The sequence below is a fragment of the Micromonospora cabrerizensis genome, from assembly GCF_022230955.1.
GTDB classification, from domain to species: domain Bacteria; phylum Actinomycetota; class Actinomycetes; order Mycobacteriales; family Micromonosporaceae; genus Micromonospora; species Micromonospora cabrerizensis.
In genome coordinates, this window is the sequence record NZ_JAKKFI010000014.1 from 1 (window position 1) to 15,751 (window position 15,751).

At 69.8% G+C, this 15,751-nt stretch carries 12 protein-coding genes; 6 read left to right on the plus strand and 6 right to left on the minus strand.

Annotated features, from left to right (window positions below):
- Positions 1-17: 17 nt before the first annotated feature.
- Positions 18-662, minus strand: coding sequence for a GNAT family N-acetyltransferase (locus LADH09A_RS02175; RefSeq protein WP_238643048.1), 645 nt, complete (start codon positions 660-662; stop codon positions 18-20).
- Positions 663-910: 248 nt separating this feature from the next.
- On the opposite strand from LADH09A_RS02175, the gene LADH09A_RS02180 reads away from it, so the two are divergent.
- Positions 911-1,351 carry a hypothetical protein gene (locus LADH09A_RS02180; RefSeq protein WP_238643049.1) on the plus strand — a complete coding sequence of 147 codons (441 nt, stop codon included), beginning with the start codon at positions 911-913 and terminating at the stop codon, positions 1,349-1,351.
- 129 nt (positions 1,352-1,480) lie between these two features.
- On the opposite strand, the gene LADH09A_RS02185 is transcribed toward LADH09A_RS02180, so the two are convergent.
- Positions 1,481-1,768 carry a hypothetical protein gene (locus LADH09A_RS02185; protein ID WP_218906239.1) on the minus strand — a complete coding sequence of 96 codons (288 nt, stop codon included), beginning with the start codon at positions 1,766-1,768 and terminating at the stop codon, positions 1,481-1,483.
- 539 nt (positions 1,769-2,307) lie between these two features.
- Here LADH09A_RS02185 and LADH09A_RS02190 point away from each other — a divergent pair.
- The 3 genes from LADH09A_RS02190 to LADH09A_RS02200 all read left to right on the plus strand — a co-directional run bounded on the left by LADH09A_RS02190 (position 2,308) and on the right by LADH09A_RS02200 (position 5,924).
- A complete protein-coding gene (locus tag LADH09A_RS02190) occupies positions 2,308-3,726 on the plus strand; it encodes a family 43 glycosylhydrolase (protein ID WP_238643050.1) in 1,419 nt (472 codons plus the stop codon).
- 36 nt (positions 3,727-3,762) lie between these two features.
- Entirely contained in the window at positions 3,763-5,418 is a 1,656-nt protein-coding gene (locus LADH09A_RS02195) for an RICIN domain-containing protein (RefSeq protein ID WP_372492209.1), read from the plus strand.
- A 152-nt stretch (positions 5,419-5,570) separates the two neighbouring features.
- Positions 5,571-5,924 (plus strand): VOC family protein, encoded by a 354-nt coding sequence (locus LADH09A_RS02200; RefSeq protein WP_238643051.1) that lies wholly within the window; start codon positions 5,571-5,573, stop codon positions 5,922-5,924.
- Positions 5,925-5,977: 53 nt separating this feature from the next.
- On the opposite strand, the gene LADH09A_RS02205 is transcribed toward LADH09A_RS02200, so the two are convergent.
- Positions 5,978-7,249, minus strand: coding sequence for a GAF domain-containing protein (locus tag LADH09A_RS02205; protein ID WP_372492210.1), 1,272 nt, complete (start codon positions 7,247-7,249; stop codon positions 5,978-5,980).
- 250 nt (positions 7,250-7,499) lie between these two features.
- On the opposite strand from LADH09A_RS02205, the gene LADH09A_RS02210 reads away from it, so the two are divergent.
- Positions 7,500-8,381, plus strand: coding sequence for a fructosamine kinase family protein (locus tag LADH09A_RS02210; protein WP_238643053.1), 882 nt, complete (start codon positions 7,500-7,502; stop codon positions 8,379-8,381).
- Positions 8,382-8,438: 57 nt separating this feature from the next.
- On the opposite strand, the gene LADH09A_RS02215 is transcribed toward LADH09A_RS02210, so the two are convergent.
- Positions 8,439-8,627 (minus strand): hypothetical protein, encoded by a 189-nt coding sequence (locus LADH09A_RS02215; RefSeq protein WP_238643055.1) that lies wholly within the window; start codon positions 8,625-8,627, stop codon positions 8,439-8,441.
- A gap of 276 nt (positions 8,628-8,903) precedes the next feature.
- Positions 8,904-10,097: a cellulose-binding domain-containing protein gene (locus LADH09A_RS02220; RefSeq protein WP_238643056.1), complete on the minus strand. Its 1,194-nt coding sequence runs from the start codon at positions 10,095-10,097 to the stop codon at positions 8,904-8,906.
- 454 nt (positions 10,098-10,551) lie between these two features.
- Here LADH09A_RS02220 and LADH09A_RS02225 point away from each other — a divergent pair, with 454 nt between their 5' ends.
- Positions 10,552-12,843, plus strand: coding sequence for a S1 family peptidase (locus LADH09A_RS02225; protein WP_238643058.1), 2,292 nt, complete (start codon positions 10,552-10,554; stop codon positions 12,841-12,843).
- A 229-nt stretch (positions 12,844-13,072) separates the two neighbouring features.
- On the opposite strand, the gene LADH09A_RS02230 is transcribed toward LADH09A_RS02225, so the two are convergent.
- Positions 13,073-15,553: a M14 family metallopeptidase gene (locus LADH09A_RS02230; protein ID WP_238643059.1), complete on the minus strand. Its 2,481-nt coding sequence runs from the start codon at positions 15,551-15,553 to the stop codon at positions 13,073-13,075.
- Positions 15,554-15,751 lie beyond the last annotated feature (198 nt).

Here is a 15,751-nt window from a genome sequence, read left to right on the forward strand (position 1 = left end):
GTCCGTGGTCAGTACACCTAGGCCACCGGAAGGAGCAGCGCCTCCGCTCCCACCGGTCGGAACCCGGCCGCCTGGAAGGCGCGCACACTGCGCGCGTTGCCGACGGCCTGCTGCGACCAGACCGGCTGACCGTCCGGCACCAGATGTCGGGCGGCCGTCGCCAGCGCCCGACCCAACCCCCGGTGGCGACGTGGTTCGTCGACCTCGATGGCGGTCTCCCAGCGACCCGCCAACCCTCGGCCGAGGACGACCACCCCGCCCTCGGCGGCCCAGACACGGACGTCGTCCCGGCGTCTGCGTGCCCTGGCTCCGCGCGGATGGTCAGCGTCCGCAAGCTCGCTGAGCTTCAACGTGGGCGCACCGGCAAGAGGGCTCGCGACCGTCAGCAGGTCGATGGTGTCCATGGACCGCCGGGTGCGCTCTAGCAGCGCACCCAGGAAACGCGGGTTCATCGCGGCGGCCAGGGGGTCGCAGTCGACAGCGGCCAGGGCCTGACGTACCCAGTGGGGGTCCTCGTCGGTGAACACCACGGAGTGGGCGGTGAAGGCGATCACGCCGGCGTCGCGGCGGCTGGGTTGCGCCACCACTGTCGTCCCGCCGTCCGGTGGCGGGAACTGCCCGCGTGCTGCCGCGTCCAGGATGTCGGCCAACGTACGAGCCATGATCGTCTACTCCTCGGTTACCCGACCGGGCCGGTCGCTGACAGCGACCGTAACGATGCCTCCGGCACCCCGTGGTCCTGGTCCCTGACGCGGAGCGGGTCTGGAGGACAACCGTGACGCGTACGCCCCGCGGGTCCTGACCCGCGCCTGACTCGATGAGCGGCACCGGCCCTGGAAGTGGCGGTGCGGGTCGCCGAGCGGATCAGGGCGTGACGGTCGGGGGCCGGCTGACAGGCTAGGTTGCTCGGATGAGTCTTCTCGATGACGTCGCGCGGCGGGACAACTGGCGATGCTGGGTGTGCGATGAGCCGGTCGACGCCGACAGGTCGGTGAACGACCCTCGTGGGCCCAGCGTCGACAGCCGCACCGCCGACAAGAAGGCCAAGGTCGTCGAGCGACTCGCGCACCGCGCCTGCAACACCCGCAAGGGTGCCGTCAAGGTGGTCATCGCCTGGCCGGACCGTCTGCACGTGGTGGAGCCCGCGCCGCTGATCACCGTCGCCGAGAGGCTTGAGCGCAAGGGCGGCCGGGAGTTGGTGGCCCGCTGCCCGAGCAGGAAGGACGCCCAGGAGGCGGCGGACTGGCTGATCGACCGGTTCTCCCGGCTGGTGCCCGGACTGCCGGTGACGGCGAGCGTCGACGCGGGCGGCGGTCAGTATCTCGTCGCCCTGGCCACCGGCCGCCGCTGAGTGGCGTCCTGGCCGGCGGAACGTCACCGGCCAGGACCGCCTCGCCACGGGCGCGGCAATGCGTCCGGACACTGTCCGAACGCATTGACATCGGCAGGTCGCTGACCGGCCGGTGGTGATCGGTCTTGCTCAGAAAGGGGGTGCGTCCTGACCCATCAGCGCCAGAACGACGCCTCCCTTTCCGCTCTTGAGGCCCTGGACGACGACCTTGCCGGTGCTGCCGTCGGGCAGCTCCAACGTGAAGGTCTTCCCCACCGCGTTCTTGGGGCCGTTGCCGGCGCTGTTGGCAGGTCGGAAGTCACCTGCCCACGGCGGGACCCCGCCCCTGCGGGCGGGCTCGGCGAAGAGTGCGGCGGTGCCGGGGGTCCTGGTGCCGTCCGACGAGAGGAGCACTGAGGCGCTGCGAAAGGTAGCCATATGCGCCAAGGCTATCCCGGACTGCGCTCATTTGCGCCACCGCGACCACCCGCAACGCGCTGGGTGCGCAAAGGGCACTGTCAGCGGAGGGGTGACCAACCGAAAAGAGGACGTGCGTGGCACCTCGACGTCGCTCCGTCGGTGAGCGACGAAGAGGTCGCGGCGTTCGACGCGTACACCTCGGGCGCTGACCCCAAGACCTTGACACTTGTCGATGTTAGCGCCAACACTGAGACCGCAACCTGGGCGCAACGCCACCGTCACATCTCGCGAGCCACTCGCGCACCGACCCGGCGGGGTGCCGCAGGCTGGCGGCGCCGTCACCCTGGTGTCGCGGCCGGTTCCGGTCCCGCGTGCTGCTCGGCGTCGACCTGATCGGCCACGACGCCAACGGCCGGCACCACCTGCGCCGACGAGTCGCTCACCAACCCCACGGAGGACAGATGCCGCTGCCACTCCACCCCACCGGTCCGGTCGTCCACCCATCCGGCGGCCGGTGGTCAGCCAGCCGGCGAGCCCGCCGACGCCTACGGTCGGTCGTGGCCGCGGTGTTGGTGGTGCTCGCCGTGGCAGCCGGCCTGCCGGCAGCCGGGCCGGCGCACGCCGCACCGGCGGTCAACTACACCAACCCGCTGGTGAACCAGCGGGCCGACCCGCACATCGTCCGACACACCGACGGCTACTACTACATGACCGCGACCGTGCCGCAGTACGACCGGATCGTGCTGCGACGGGCGACCACCCTCCAGGGTCTGGCCACGGCGACCGAGACGACGATCTGGAACCGGCACACCAGCGGCGAGATGGGCGCCCACATCTGGGCGCCAGAGATCCATTTCATCAACAACCGGTGGTACGTCTACTTCGCGGCGGGCCGGACCGACGACGTGTGGCGGATCCGCATGTACGTGCTGGAGAACGCCAGCGCCAATCCGCTGACCGGTTCGTGGACCGAGCGCGGCCGGATCACGACACCGTGGGACACCTTCAGCCTGGACGCGTCGACCTTCGTGGCCAACGGCGTGCGCTACCTGACCTGGGCGCAGCAGGAGCCGGGCATCTCCAACAACTCCAACGTCTACCTCGCCCGGATGGGCGCCAACCCGTGGCAGATCACCGGTACGGTGACGCGGCTCGTCGTGCCGACGTACGACTGGGAGACCCGCGGCTACCGGGTTGCCGAGGGGCCGGCGGTGATCCAACGCAACGGCCGCATCTTCCTGACCTACTCGGCCAGCGCCACGGACGCCAACTACTGCCTGGGGATGCTGAGCGCCTCGGCCACCGCGAACCTGCTCGACGCCGCCGCCTGGAGCAAGAGCCCCAACCCCGTGTTCGCCAGCAACGCGGCCACCGGTCAGTACGGCCCCGGCCACAACTCGTTCACCGTCTCCGAGGACGGGCAGAGCGACATCCTCGTCTACCACGACCGCAACTACCGTGACATCACCGGCGATCCGCTCAACGACCCGAACCGGCGCACCCGGCTGCAGAAGGTGTACTGGAACACCGACGGCACCCCGAACTTCGGCATCCCGGTGCCCGACGGGGCCACACCGGTGCGGTTGCGTTCACACGACCTGACCACCAGCTACATCCGGCACTACGACTACCGGGCCCGGATCGAGCCGAACGTGGCCAACCTGGCCGACTCCCAGTTCCGCATCGTCACCGGCCTCGCCGGCGGCGGGACGGTGTCGTTGGAGTCGACCAACTTCCCGGGCTACCACCTGCGCCACCGTGGCTACGCCCTGTACGTCGAACGCAACGACGGCTCGTCCGTCTTCGGCGGCGACGCGAGCTTCCACCGTCGATCCGGCCTGGCTGCCAGCACCGCGGTCTCCCTGGAGTCACAGAACTTCCCCGGCCGGTACGTGCGCCACCGCGACGGACTGCTCCACCTGGAAGCGGTGACCACGAGCGCCGAGCGCGCCTCCGCCACCTTCCACCTGGAATAACCGCGGGACCTCTCCCCCATCGAGCCAGGAGGACCGATGACCCCCACCACCACGAAAAGACCGTCCAGCGACGGGTCGATCCGCCGCGGCCGGCGTACCGGCCTGGTTCTGGCCATGATCACCACGCTGGTCGGCGCCGCCGGTGCCGTGCTGGTCGGCGCGCCGCCGGCCGCCGCGGCCACCATCGACACCAACGCCTACTACGTCCTGGTCAACCGACACAGCGGCAAGGTCCTCGACGTCCGGGACACCTCCACGGCGGACGGCGCCGTGATCCAGCAGTGGTCCCGCAACGACGGCGAATGGCAGCAGTTCCAGTTCGTCTCGTCCGGCAGCGGCTACTACCGCCTCAAGGCCCGGCACAGCGGCAAGGTCCTCGACCTCTGGGAGTGGAACACCGCCGACGGCGCGGACTATCGCCAGTGGCCGGACCTCAACGCCACCAACCAGCAGTTCCAGGTGCTCGACTCCGACGGCGGCCATGTCCGACTGATCAACCGCCACTCCGCCAAGGCACTCGAGGTCTGGGAGCGGTCCACCGCCGACGGCGGCCGTGTCAGCCAGTACACCGATCTGGGTGGTGCCAACCAGCAGTGGCAGATGGTCCAGGTGGGCAACGGGGGCACCGCGCCACCGGGCTGTGGCAGCGGGTCGACCAACGCCGAGGCCGTACTGAGCGGGAGCACCTGGACGGCCCGTAACGGCTCGTCGACGGTCTATTCGGGTACGAGCATGCTGTCGGCCATGCAGGCGGCGGTCAGCTCACTGTCGGCAGGTCGGACGTCGAAGCAGCGGGTGGTCGTTCGCGGCTCCGGGTCGATGAGCGCGGGTTCCCGGTTGTCGCTGCCGTCGTACACGACGCTGGCGGTGTGCGGCACGATCAACGTGACCGGATCGGGCTCGGGCGACCAGGCACCGGTCTACTCGCGGGGAACAACGGATGTCGAGGTGCAGAACCTGACGCTGACCGGGTCTCCGTTGTACGGGATCTTCATGCGCAACGTGAACAATTTGACCCTCGGGCAGATCGACATGCGGCTCTCCGCCGGCCTGGGAGTGCGCATCGACAACCACGGCGGGGATCGGACGGTGAAGGTGCGCAACGTCCGCATCGACACCGTGTACGTGTCGGGAACCGGCACACACGGGGTGGAGACGTACGGCGTGGACGGCCTGACCATCGGCACTGTCACGGCGCGGAACACCCGGGACTCCGGTTTGCTGCTCAACGACACGATCAACGCCTCCGTCGGCACTGTCGACGCGCAGGGCGCCGGGGCCGGCACCGGGTACGCGGCGTTCCGGATGGCCAACCGCAACGGCCGGGTGGGCAGCTCGTATCCGACCAACATCCGGGTCGGAAACGTGATCGCGTCCGGGGGTGGCCGCGGGATCTTCTGCGTGTCCGAGTCCGGTGGCGCGGTCATCGACCGGGTGACGATCTCGAACACGGGAAACAACTCGATCCTGGTGGAGAACTGCTACAACGTCGTCATCGCCGGGGTGTCCGGGACGGTGACGGGCGGCGGCGAGATCAGGATCGCGTCCCGCACGGAGTTCCCGATCTCCTCCGGCATCCGGTTGCAGAACCTGACCGTCAGCGGCACCAACATCACCCAGAGCCCCTGCGGTGGCGCGAACAACACGATCAGCAACGTCACCCGGATCAACTCGACGCTGACCTGGTGTTGAGGGGCTGGCTGTCGCGTACCCGGTGGAAGGCGGTGGGTCCGCGCGCGCGGCGGCCCACCGCCTTCCAGCGACTTCCTGCGCGCGGTGATGAACAGGTACGCAGGCGCGGCGCGCGATGATGATGAGCCCACAACTCCGAGCAGGAGGTCCGCGTGCGTGTCGTCCGCGTCCTGGCCAACCTTCCGGTACCTGACATCGGCGCCGCCCAGAGCTTCTACAGCGACTACCTCGGGCTGAGCACCGAGGAGTTCAACATGGGCTGGGTGGCGCGCTACACCTCGCCCGAGAGCGGCGCGAGCGTGCAGCTCGTCTCCGGCGACGCGTCCGCACCCGAGGATTCGGTCATCTCGGTGCAGGTGGACGACGTGGACGGCGCCTACGCGGAGGCACAGCGCCTCGGCTACGCGATCGTGCACCCGCTGACCACCGAGCCATGGGGAGTGCGGCGGTTCTTCGTCCGCGCTCCGGACGGCAATGTCATCAACGTGGCCGCCCATCACTCCTGATCAGGATCAGGGCGGCAGCCGGGCGAGGCACGTGGCGGCTGTCGCAGACCGCGTCAGCGGTTGAGGTAGGCGGCCAGGCCGCCGAGTTCCTCGCTGGCGATGAACACCGAGCGCACGTTGAGGATGGCCTCCTCGACGTGCGCGGTGCAGCCCCACGCCGAGTCACCCCACGAGTCGGCAATCTTGATCTCGGCGGGTGCCGTGCATCCGGGCTTATCGCCGAGCTGGCAGTGCTCCGGATGGGGCAGGGCAGCCTGCGCGGCCGCAGCGGCACGCATCCGCGCGGCGAGTTCCGCGGAGGCGACGGCGCGCTGCTCGGCCTCGGCCCGCAGTTCCCGCTCCACGCGTAGCACCCTGGCCAGCTCGTCGTGAGCCGCCCGGGCGCGCGCCTCGGCGGCCGTCTTCGCCTGTTCGATGTGGTGGCGTTCGATGGCCAGGGCCGCGGTGCCGGCGAAGACCCGGGTGAGAGCGAGGTCGGACTCCTGGGGGACGCGCGGGGTGCGGTGGTACATGGCGAAGGTGCCCAACAGGCCGCCGTCGCGAGCCAGGATCGGAGTGGACCAGCAGGCAGCCAGACCGGCCCGGCCGGCCAGCTCCCGAAAGTCGTCCCAGAACGGGTCGGTGGTGATGTCGGTGACGATCACCGGCTCCCGGCGGTGGGCGGCGGTGCCGCAGGACCCGACGCCTTCGCCGGTGGCGATGCCGTCGATGGCCTCGTTGTAGAAGCCGGGCAGGCTGGGGGCGGCGCCGTGGCGCAGGTGCCGGCCGTCGGGATCGGCCAGCAGCACCGAGACGAGCACCTCCTGCGGTGCGAGATTCTCGATACAGCGGGCCATCCCGTCGAGCACCTCGGTCAGGGGCGCCTGGCGGGCGATCTGCTCCAGCAGGGCCCGGTGTTCGGTCATCAACCGTTGGGCGTGCTTGACCTGGGTGGTCTCCACACCGAGCACACGGATCCCGGTCACCGTGCCGTCGGCGTCCCGGCGCGGCTCGTAGGAGACATCGAAGAACGCCTCCCGGGCCTGCGGGCCGCTGCCCAGCACGACCCGGACGTCACGGCCGATGTAGGCCTCGCCCGTGCCGTAGACCTGATCCAGCAGGGCGATGAAGCCCTGGTCGGCCAGCTCGGGCATCACGTCCACGAGCGCGACCCCGGTGCGGACCCGTTCCTGGCCGATCGTGTCGAAGAAGGCCCGGTTCGCCGTCTCCACCACGTGCGCCGGGCCGGTCAGCGACGCGAAGACGGCCGTGGACTGCCCGAACAACGCCCGCAGATCCTCCTCAGCCGCTCCTCGCCCGGCAACCGCCGGATCCGCGGCAGGCACCGCCGTCATCTCGTGGTCCGCCTCTCCTCGAATGCGTGGATGGTCCGTGAACCCACTGGCCGGTGACGGTGGTCAGCCACCGCCGCCGGTCACGGGCGCGCACCCCCAACCTACGGGACACCGCTCAGGTGTCCACCGGACCGTGGCCGCCTACGCTGGCATCGACGTGAGGGCCGGCCGACGGCGACTCCTGGTGGCCGCCGAGCGCGTGCAGCCGCAGGCAGGGATGCACGCAGATGAGGGGTTCCTGATGAGCTCGACGACGATCCTGCTGGAGCGCCTGCTCCAGGCCGGGATGCGCGAGGTCACCACTGTGGAGTCGGTGACGGGCGGGGTGGCGGCGCTCGCGGGCATCGCCACCCGTCGAGACGCCCCGGCGCTGTTCGTCAAGGGTTTCGCCGACACGCCGGACGAGGGGGTCTTCGCCGCGGAGGCCGAAGGGCTGGCCGCCCTGCGCGAACTCGGCGGCGTGGCCACACCCGAGGTGATCCTGGCGGATCGGGAACTGCTCGTGTTGTCGGTGTTGCGTCCGAGGCCGCAGACCGAGAGCTTCTGGGAGCAGCTCGCGCACGTGCTCGCCCGCATGCACCTGAGCACCACCCACCCTCGCTTCGGCTGGCACCACGACAACTGGCTCGGCCGTCGCCGCCAGGTCAACACGTGGCACGACGACGGGTTCACGTTCTTCGCACAGCACCGGCTGCTTCGATGGCTCGGGCAGCCTCGCGTCGACGCGGCACTCGACGTCGCGGACCGGGCGGCACTGGAACGGCTGTGTCACCGGCTGCCCGAGCTGCTGCCGGACCGGCCGGCGTGCCTGACGCACGGCGACCTGTGGGCACAGAACGTCATGGCCACCCCGGACGGGCAGCCCGCGTTGATCGACCCGGCGGTGTCGTACACGTGGGCCGAGGTCGACCTCGCCCACGTGTGGTCCACCGCGCCCCCGCCCGAGGCGCAGCGGTTCTTCGAGGTCTATGCGGACCTGACCTCGCTGGACGACGACTGGCGGACCCGCATGCCGATCGTCCAGCTGCGACAACACCTCGCCGTGCTGGCCCAGTTCGACGACGAGTGGGGTGCCGGTGAGCAGATCCGCGCCACCCTCGCCCCGTTTCGGACGCGATCCTGACCAGAGGCCGGCAGTTGGCCGTCGCAACCTCGCGGACGTTCGCGTTCAAGCGGGGTTTCACGGACGAGCATCGTCATCATCGCCGCCCCGACCGCGACCACGGCGACGCCCACGTACGTTGACGGCGGCGACCAGGGTGACGACCGCAGCGGTCAACTGCAGCACACCACCGAGCAGATCGACCAGGCTGGAGATGGCGGTAGCGTCGGGAACAAGGTCCATCGCGGCCTCCGGGTTCGTGCCCACCGTCCGCTTCCTGCGGAAGGCCCTCCCCCGGGCCCAGCGGTAACCGCTTGGACGCCGCTGTCATTGTGGCACCACCCCGCACCGCAGAGGAAGGTGTGAATTCCGGGTGGCGCCCGACGCACGGGCCGAGGCCCATCGGCGAGGTACGCCGGTGTGGACAGGCCGCGCGGAGCCACCTCAGCACCCTCAGGGGTGGGGAACGAGCAGGGGTGTGTCACTTCCATCGCGACACACCCCTGATCATCTCCCGGGACACGACGGTTCACCGCTGACGGTTCAGCAGCCGATGCGACTGGACCCGACCGCGACGTCGTCGTACCAGAGGGTGTCGGCCCCACCGCCGTAGCTCTCCCAGCCCAGCCTCAGGTCGGTGAGTTGCGGTCGCCAGGTGCGGTTGTACCACTGACCGTCGATGTCGTGAGTCGGGACGCCGTCCGCGGTCAGCCCGGTGACGGCGGCGCCGTCGAGCCAGGTACGAAGCTGACCGGCCGAGCCATCCACCATGAACTCCACGCAGGCCCACCGGTTGACCGGTAGCGGCAGGCTCTGCGCCACCCCGGCCGGGCTCTGCTCCGGCAGGGTCGCGTCGTCGGAGGCGCGGTTCCACTGCAAGGCCCCGCTCTGGCCACCCAACCGCAGGTCCTTGTTGCCGTCGGCGGCATCGGCCATCGTCACCATGGTGGTGTGATCGGTGGGCTGGGCGGTGGTGTGCCGCACCCAGATCCGGCCGTACCGGACACCGCCCATGCCGCCGAGGTTCTTCGTCGACCTGATGAAGACGTGGTTGCAGTACCCGGCTGCGCCGTTGATCCGGACCGCCCGGCTGCCGCTGTGCGTGGTGCTCGTGTCGATGGTGGCCGTGCCGGCACCGGAACAGTCCGGGCTCACCACCGTCCAGTCACCCGACGGCGTCGAGCCGGTCTGGTTCTCGAAGCCGTCGCAGAGCACCGCCCCGGCGCACCCGACCGGCGGCTCGGTGGTCGGCGGAGGCGTCGTGGGCGGGGGCGTTGTCGGCGGAGGCGTCGTGGGCGGGGGCGTCGTCGGCGGGGCACCGTTACACGGCACACCGTTCAGGCTGAACCCGGTCGGCGCGCCGCCGCTGGAGCCGAACGTGCCCTGTACGCCGAACTCGGTCGCGCCACCGGCCGGGATGCTGCCGTTGTACGACGCGTTGCGGGCGGTCACCGTCGATCCGGCCTGGCTGACAGTGGCGTTCCAGCCGTTCGTGACGCGCTCGTCCCCGGCGTACGTCCAGGTGACGGTCCAACTGGACACGGCGGTGTCGCCCGGGGCGACCTTGATGTTGGCGGTGAATCCGCCGGACCACTGGTTGGGGGTGTAGTCGACCCGGCAACCCGGGGCGGCCGAGGCCGGTCCGGTGAGCAGGGCCGTTCCGGTCGCGGTCACGGCGGCGGCCAGCACGGCGACGACCACCAGGGTCGGAGCGGGGCGGGCGCGGAAAATCGTCATGAGAGGTCCTTCTGCCATCGAGCTGGGCGGAGGCGACGTGGCGGCGCGCGTCCGGAACTGACGCGGCGCGACAACGCGCCCTGGGTGCGGCGCGGCGGTGCGCCACAGCGGCTGGTCGGCGCGTACGACCGAAGTGCCCGGCTCGGGGTGGACCTGCCAGTCGCCGACGGCCCGGTCTTTCGGCCACGGCGGTGCCCAGCGTCAATCTATTCACGCTGTTCGATTTAATCAAGCGTCGCGCTGCGGCGTCGATCAGCGCGGCGACCGACCCGCCGACCTCGGCGCCGGCAGCGGGGTCGACGCCGGCCGACCGGAGGCTGCCGCCACTCATCGGCGGGCCTCCGCCGAGGCGGGCAGCCGCTAAACTCCCGCCCAACAAATCAATTGTTGATGATCAATATGACGGGGGTCAGTCTTGCCTGGTAGACAAAGCCGCACACGGTGGATGGCGGGAATGGTGACCGTGGCTGTCGCGGCCAGCACGCTGGCCGGAGCCTCGGCGTACGCGGTCGGTGGCGGCACCACGACCGGGGCCGGCAGTTACGGGTTCGTGACGAAGGTCGACTTCGGCGGCGTACAGAGTTGCAGCGGTGCACTGATCGATCTCGACTGGGTGGTCACCGCGAAGGACTGTTTCGCCGAGGGCGGGCAGGCCGTCACGGCTGGAGCACCCTCCCGGCCGACCACGGTGACCGTCGGCCGTACCGACCTGAGCACGACCGCTGGGCACGTGGTCGCGGCGACCCGCGTGGAACCCCATCCGGATCGCAATCTGGTGCTGGTCGAGTTGGCTGCCCCGGTCACCGATGTCGCCATACCGAGGTTGGGCGCCGCCCCGACTGTCGGCGAGATCCTCCGGGTAGGCGGATTCGGGCGAACCACTACCGAGTGGGTGCCGAACCAGCTCAGCACCGCCACCTTCATCGTCGACGCGGTCGATGCCACCACCCTCACCATCGTCGGCACCTCGACCGAGGCGACCATCTGCAAGGGAGACGCCGGCGGGCCCGCTTTCCGGGACGTCAACGGTCAGGTCGAGCTGGTCGCGATCAACCGCACCTCGTGGCAGCACGGATGCCTCGCCGAGACCGAGACCCGCACCGGGGCGACCGAAACCCGACTGGACGATCTGGCCGGCTGGGTGGCGCAGGTCCGCGCCGAGCAGCCGTACGATCTGTTGTCCCCGGTGGTGGGTGAGTTCAACCGGGACGCCTACGAGGACCTGATCGGGGCCGACCCGGCGACCGGCAAGCTCTGGTTGTACCCCGGTACGGCCACCCCCGGCGCCTGGGACGCGCGGGTTCTGGTCGACACCGGGGCCACCGACTGGAACCGGATGACGAACCTGGTGACCGGCCGGTTCAACCGGGACAGCTACGACGACCTGATCGCCGTGGAGAGCAGCACCGGCCTGCAGTTCCTCTACCCGGGGACGGCCACCGGGACCGCCTGGGGTGCCCGGGTCCAGATCGGCGGCAACTGGCAGACGATGAAGAACCTGGTCAGCGGCCGGTTCAACCGGGACGCGTACGACGATGTGATGGCAGTGGAGATTTCGAGCGGCAGGTTGTGGCTCTACCCGGGGACGGCCGCAGGTGGCGGCCTGGGTGCCCGGGTCGAGGCCGGCCGCAGCGGTTGGAACGCGATGAGCAAGCTCGCCAGCGGCCAACTCACCCGAGGCGACACCTACGACGACCTGCTCGCACTGGAAACCGCTACCGGCAAGCTCTGGCTCTACCCCGGGACGGCCGCCGGCACCACCCTGGGCACCCCGGTCGAGGCCGGCCGCAGCGGCTGGAACGCGATGAGTGGGATCGCGGTGGGCCGGTTCAACGCGGACGCCTACGACGACCTGATCGCGGTCGAGGCGGCGAACGGCCAGTCGTGGCTCTATCCAGGGATCACCGCAGGAGTGACCTGGGGAACGCCGGTGCCGCCCGCCGGCCGCCAGCCGACTCCCCAGCCCCACGGACTGAGCCAACTCGTCGTCGGTGAGTTCAACCGGGACGCCTATCAGGACCTGATCGGGGTGGAGACGCTCACCGGTCGACAGTTCCTGTACCCGGGAACCGCCACCGGTCTCACCTGGGGCACCCGAATTCTGATCGACAGCAACTGGCAGAGCCTGACGAAGGTGGTCAGCGGCCGGTTCAACCGGGACAACCACGACGACCTGCTGGCCGTGGACGTAGCGAGCGGGAAGCTCTGGCTCTATCCCGGCACTGCGGCCGGCGGCAAACTGGGTGCCCGGGTCGAGGCCGGTCGCAGCGGCTGGAACGCGATGAGCAAACTCGTCAGCGGTCAGTTCAACCGGGACGCCTTCGACGACGTACTCGCGGTCGAGCAGGCCAACGGCAAGCTGTGGCTCTATCCGGGCACGGCCGCCGGCACCACCTGGGACGCCCCGGTCGAGGCCGGCACCAGCGGCTGGACCGCCATGGACGAACTGCTGGTCGGGCGGTTCAACCCGGACGACCACGACGACCTGCTCGCTGTCGAACAGGCCAACGGCAAGCTCTGGCTCTACCCCGGAACAACCGCCGGCACCACCTGGGGCGCCCGCGTCGAGATCGCCGGAGACACCTGGGGCACCCGGAGTCAGCTAGTCACCGGCCCCTTCACCCGCGACGACCACGACGACCTGCTCCTGGTGGACGACACCACCGGCAAACTGCTGCTCTTCCCCGGTCACGCGGCACGTGCCACCACCTGGGCACCGCCCATCGAGGTCGGCCCCGGCAGGTGACCGGCGGAAGGCCGTGGCAGCGGAGGTGACTGCCTCCGTGCCACGGCTTTCTGGCCAGCCGTGGCCTGTCGGTGATGGCCGGCGGTTCGCCGGGCCCGGGCCCGGCAGCGTAGATCGTGAGCGGGAGACCTGGTGCCCCAGGACCGGGAGCACAACCCGGCCACCAGTCGTCGTTGCCCCGTCAGCGCGGTTCGATCCGCACCGACGGGGCAACGATCGTGAAAGGGCGCTATCTCCTGGCGATGGTGATCGTCGCCGTACGGTAGTTGTTGCGCTTGTCCTTCTTCGTCGGGTCGTAGTTCTTCTCGATGTTGCCGGCACTGTCGACCGAGAACCAGCGGAACGTCGTCGTCTCGGTCACGTGGAACACCTGCCCCGGCTCGCGGAACTCGGTGGCCGCGTAGCGGGGGGACCCGAGCGTGGGCCGGCTGCCGTCGGTCGTGTAGTAGATGGTGGCCGGCTCACTGGTCTCGAAGCGCACGTCGACGGGCGCGGAGTAGCGCCCCGCGCCGGGGACCAGCCGGGACGTCGGGTTCTTGTTGTCCCGGCCCCAGTCCGCCGCGACCCGGAACATCTCCATGATCCCGTTGGCGTACTCCATCGTCTCGGCGTGGCCACTGACCAGCTCCGGGTTCCCCGCCCACTCCGGTTGGAACGAGCCGCCCTGCCAGTCGCCGGTGGCCGGGTTGTAGACCGAGCCGCCGACCTCCCAGCCGAACGCGTAGATCCCGTAGGTGTGGTACAGGTCCTCGCGCACGTTGCCCGCGGAGGAGTAGAGGACGTCCGACGAGCCGCCGACGTTCTCCGGTGTGACGACGGTTTCCCGGTGCGCCTTGACCTGCGACAGGATCCGGGCGGCGGACTGCCAGTAGAACGCCTCGTCACCCAGCGGCGGGCGCGGCGTGGTGATCCGCCCGTCCGCGATGTAGGCACCGGGCTGCCAGAACAGCTGGCCGCCGTTGGAGTGCACCGACATCATGAACTTGATGTTCGAGTACTTCTCGACCAGCCAGATGATGTTCTTCGACTCGGGCTCGGACAGCTCCTCCGGCCCCTGGTAGGTGCCACTGACGCAGTTCGTCGACCCTCCCGCGTAGCCGTCGTGACCCGACCCGACCCGGTAGTTGCGGTTCAGGTCGACGCCCCAGGAGTTCCGCTGCGCCGGATCGGCGCTCGCGTCCGGGCAGTGGTTCGTCATGTTCTTACGCTGCGAGGCGAAGTTGTAGAAGCTGTAGTTCGCCCCGTCGGGGTTGTTGGACAGGATGAAGAAGACGTCGGTGTTCTCGACGATCTTCTTCGTCTCCCGGTCGGTCCGGTAGTTGTGCACCAGGCGCTCGGCCGACTCCAGGCTGGTCGTCGCCGGCACCCACTCGCGGGCGTGGTCCTGCGCCTGGATCAGGACGCCAGGCTTCTTGCCGTCACGGTGCTTGCCGATCCGCAGGACCGGGATCGTCGCGGGGCCTCGCGGCACCTCGCCCTCCGGTGCTCCGACGCGCTTCTGGTCGAGGGCGTCGGTCAGCGCGACCGGCCCGGTCGTCGGCACGACGATGCCGGTGCCCTCGTTGGTGCGGTACGGGTGCGCCCGGTCGATGAGGCCCGCAGATCGGGTCCGCAGTGCCTCCGCCACCTGGGTGGCCGTACTCGCCGGACCGCCCGAGGCGTCCGTGGCGAGCAGGACGCGAACCGCCTTGCCGGTGATCTCCACCGCGAGCGGGAGGTTCGCGTCGGGCCGGCCGACGAACTCCACCGTGATGTCGTTGCCGCCCTCGTGGCCCCACGCCGCGGAGGTGACGACGACCGCCGCCTGCCCGGTGCCGCCGAGCTGAGCCTGCGCCTTGCGCTGGTACCCGTTGGTCTGGTTCGGCAGGTAGACGATCTCGGCGATGTCCGGGTACTGGCGGGCGATCTCCTTGGCGCGACTGTAGAGCTGCTGCGGGTGCTTGTAGCCGTCCACGAAGTCCGACTTGTAGGACGGGTTCGCCGTCAGCGGCGGCGGGGCGTTCTCCAACCAGTTCGACACGACACCGGTGGCGACCCCACCGGTCGAACTCGTCACCTGGATCTTGGACGGTCGGGCGTCGAGCTTGAACAGGTTCCGGTGGAACATGTACTGCCCGGAGTCGACGAACCGGCTCATCGTCCGGGCGAAGCCGAACGGTGTGCCCTTGCCCGAGTCGTTCTCCAGCTGCATCCCGACGACCGGGTCCGCCTGCTGGCCCTCGGTGGTCCGCGCCTCGACGTACAGGAAGCCCTGGCCCTTGGTGGTGAACCAGTCGGCGCGGGCGATGCGTACCGTCGCCTGGTGGTTCGACGGCTGGGCCGCCCGCGCGCTCGCGGCGTCGATGCCGATGCCGCCGTCGGCCTGGTCGCTCCAGGCGAAGCCCTCGTCGTGGGCGAGCACCTGGACACCCATCGCCGTGAGTTCGGCGACCTGCTGGGCGGTCACCACCGCCTCACCCTCGATGCCGGTCGGCACGCGTCGGAGGCCGTGCTCAAGGTCGAAGCCGGCGTCGGACACCTTGTCCAGCATGTCGGCGCCGGTCAGCCTGATCTGTACGAGGCGTACCGACTGGCGATCCTCAGGTTGGGATCGGCCGGCGGTGGCTGACGACCCCGTGGGATCGGCGCCCGCGGGCCCGGTCGCCACGAGGATGCTGCCCACCAGGGCGGGCAGCGCGAGAAGCGCGATGCGCCGTTGTATGCGCCGCATTCCCCCTCCTTCTGCTTAAGACAGGCGTACTGGGTCCGGTGAGCGTATGTGCGTTTGGAGCCGGGGCGGATCGCGTCGATCGAATTTGAGCAATCCTTGAGGCGATCAGCACCGCAGAGGTTGATGTCCACTGTGGATGTTGACCGTGGCGGACACCCGACACCCGAGCAAGGGGTAGCCGACTGTGACCAACGCGTC

What these genes read in the sequence shown, in the direction of transcription:
- LADH09A_RS02185 (WP_218906239.1), bottom strand. Translation starts at nt 1,768, where the DNA reads ATGGCTACCTTTCGCAGCGCCTCAGTGCTCCTCTCGTCGGACGGCACC.
- LADH09A_RS02225 (WP_238643058.1), top strand. Translation starts at nt 10,552, where the DNA reads ATGGTGACCGTGGCTGTCGCGGCCAGCACGCTGGCCGGAGCCTCGGCG.
- LADH09A_RS02180 (WP_238643049.1), top strand. Translation starts at nt 911, where the DNA reads ATGAGTCTTCTCGATGACGTCGCGCGGCGGGACAACTGGCGATGCTGG.
- LADH09A_RS02175 (WP_238643048.1), bottom strand. Translation starts at nt 662, where the DNA reads ATGGCTCGTACGTTGGCCGACATCCTGGACGCGGCAGCACGCGGGCAG.
- LADH09A_RS02195 (WP_372492209.1), top strand. Translation starts at nt 3,763, where the DNA reads ATGACCCCCACCACCACGAAAAGACCGTCCAGCGACGGGTCGATCCGC.
- LADH09A_RS02230 (WP_238643059.1), bottom strand. Translation starts at nt 15,553, where the DNA reads ATGCGGCGCATACAACGGCGCATCGCGCTTCTCGCGCTGCCCGCCCTG.
- LADH09A_RS02220 (WP_238643056.1), bottom strand. Translation starts at nt 10,097, where the DNA reads ATGACGATTTTCCGCGCCCGCCCCGCTCCGACCCTGGTGGTCGTCGCC.
- LADH09A_RS02210 (WP_238643053.1), top strand. Translation starts at nt 7,500, where the DNA reads ATGAGCTCGACGACGATCCTGCTGGAGCGCCTGCTCCAGGCCGGGATG.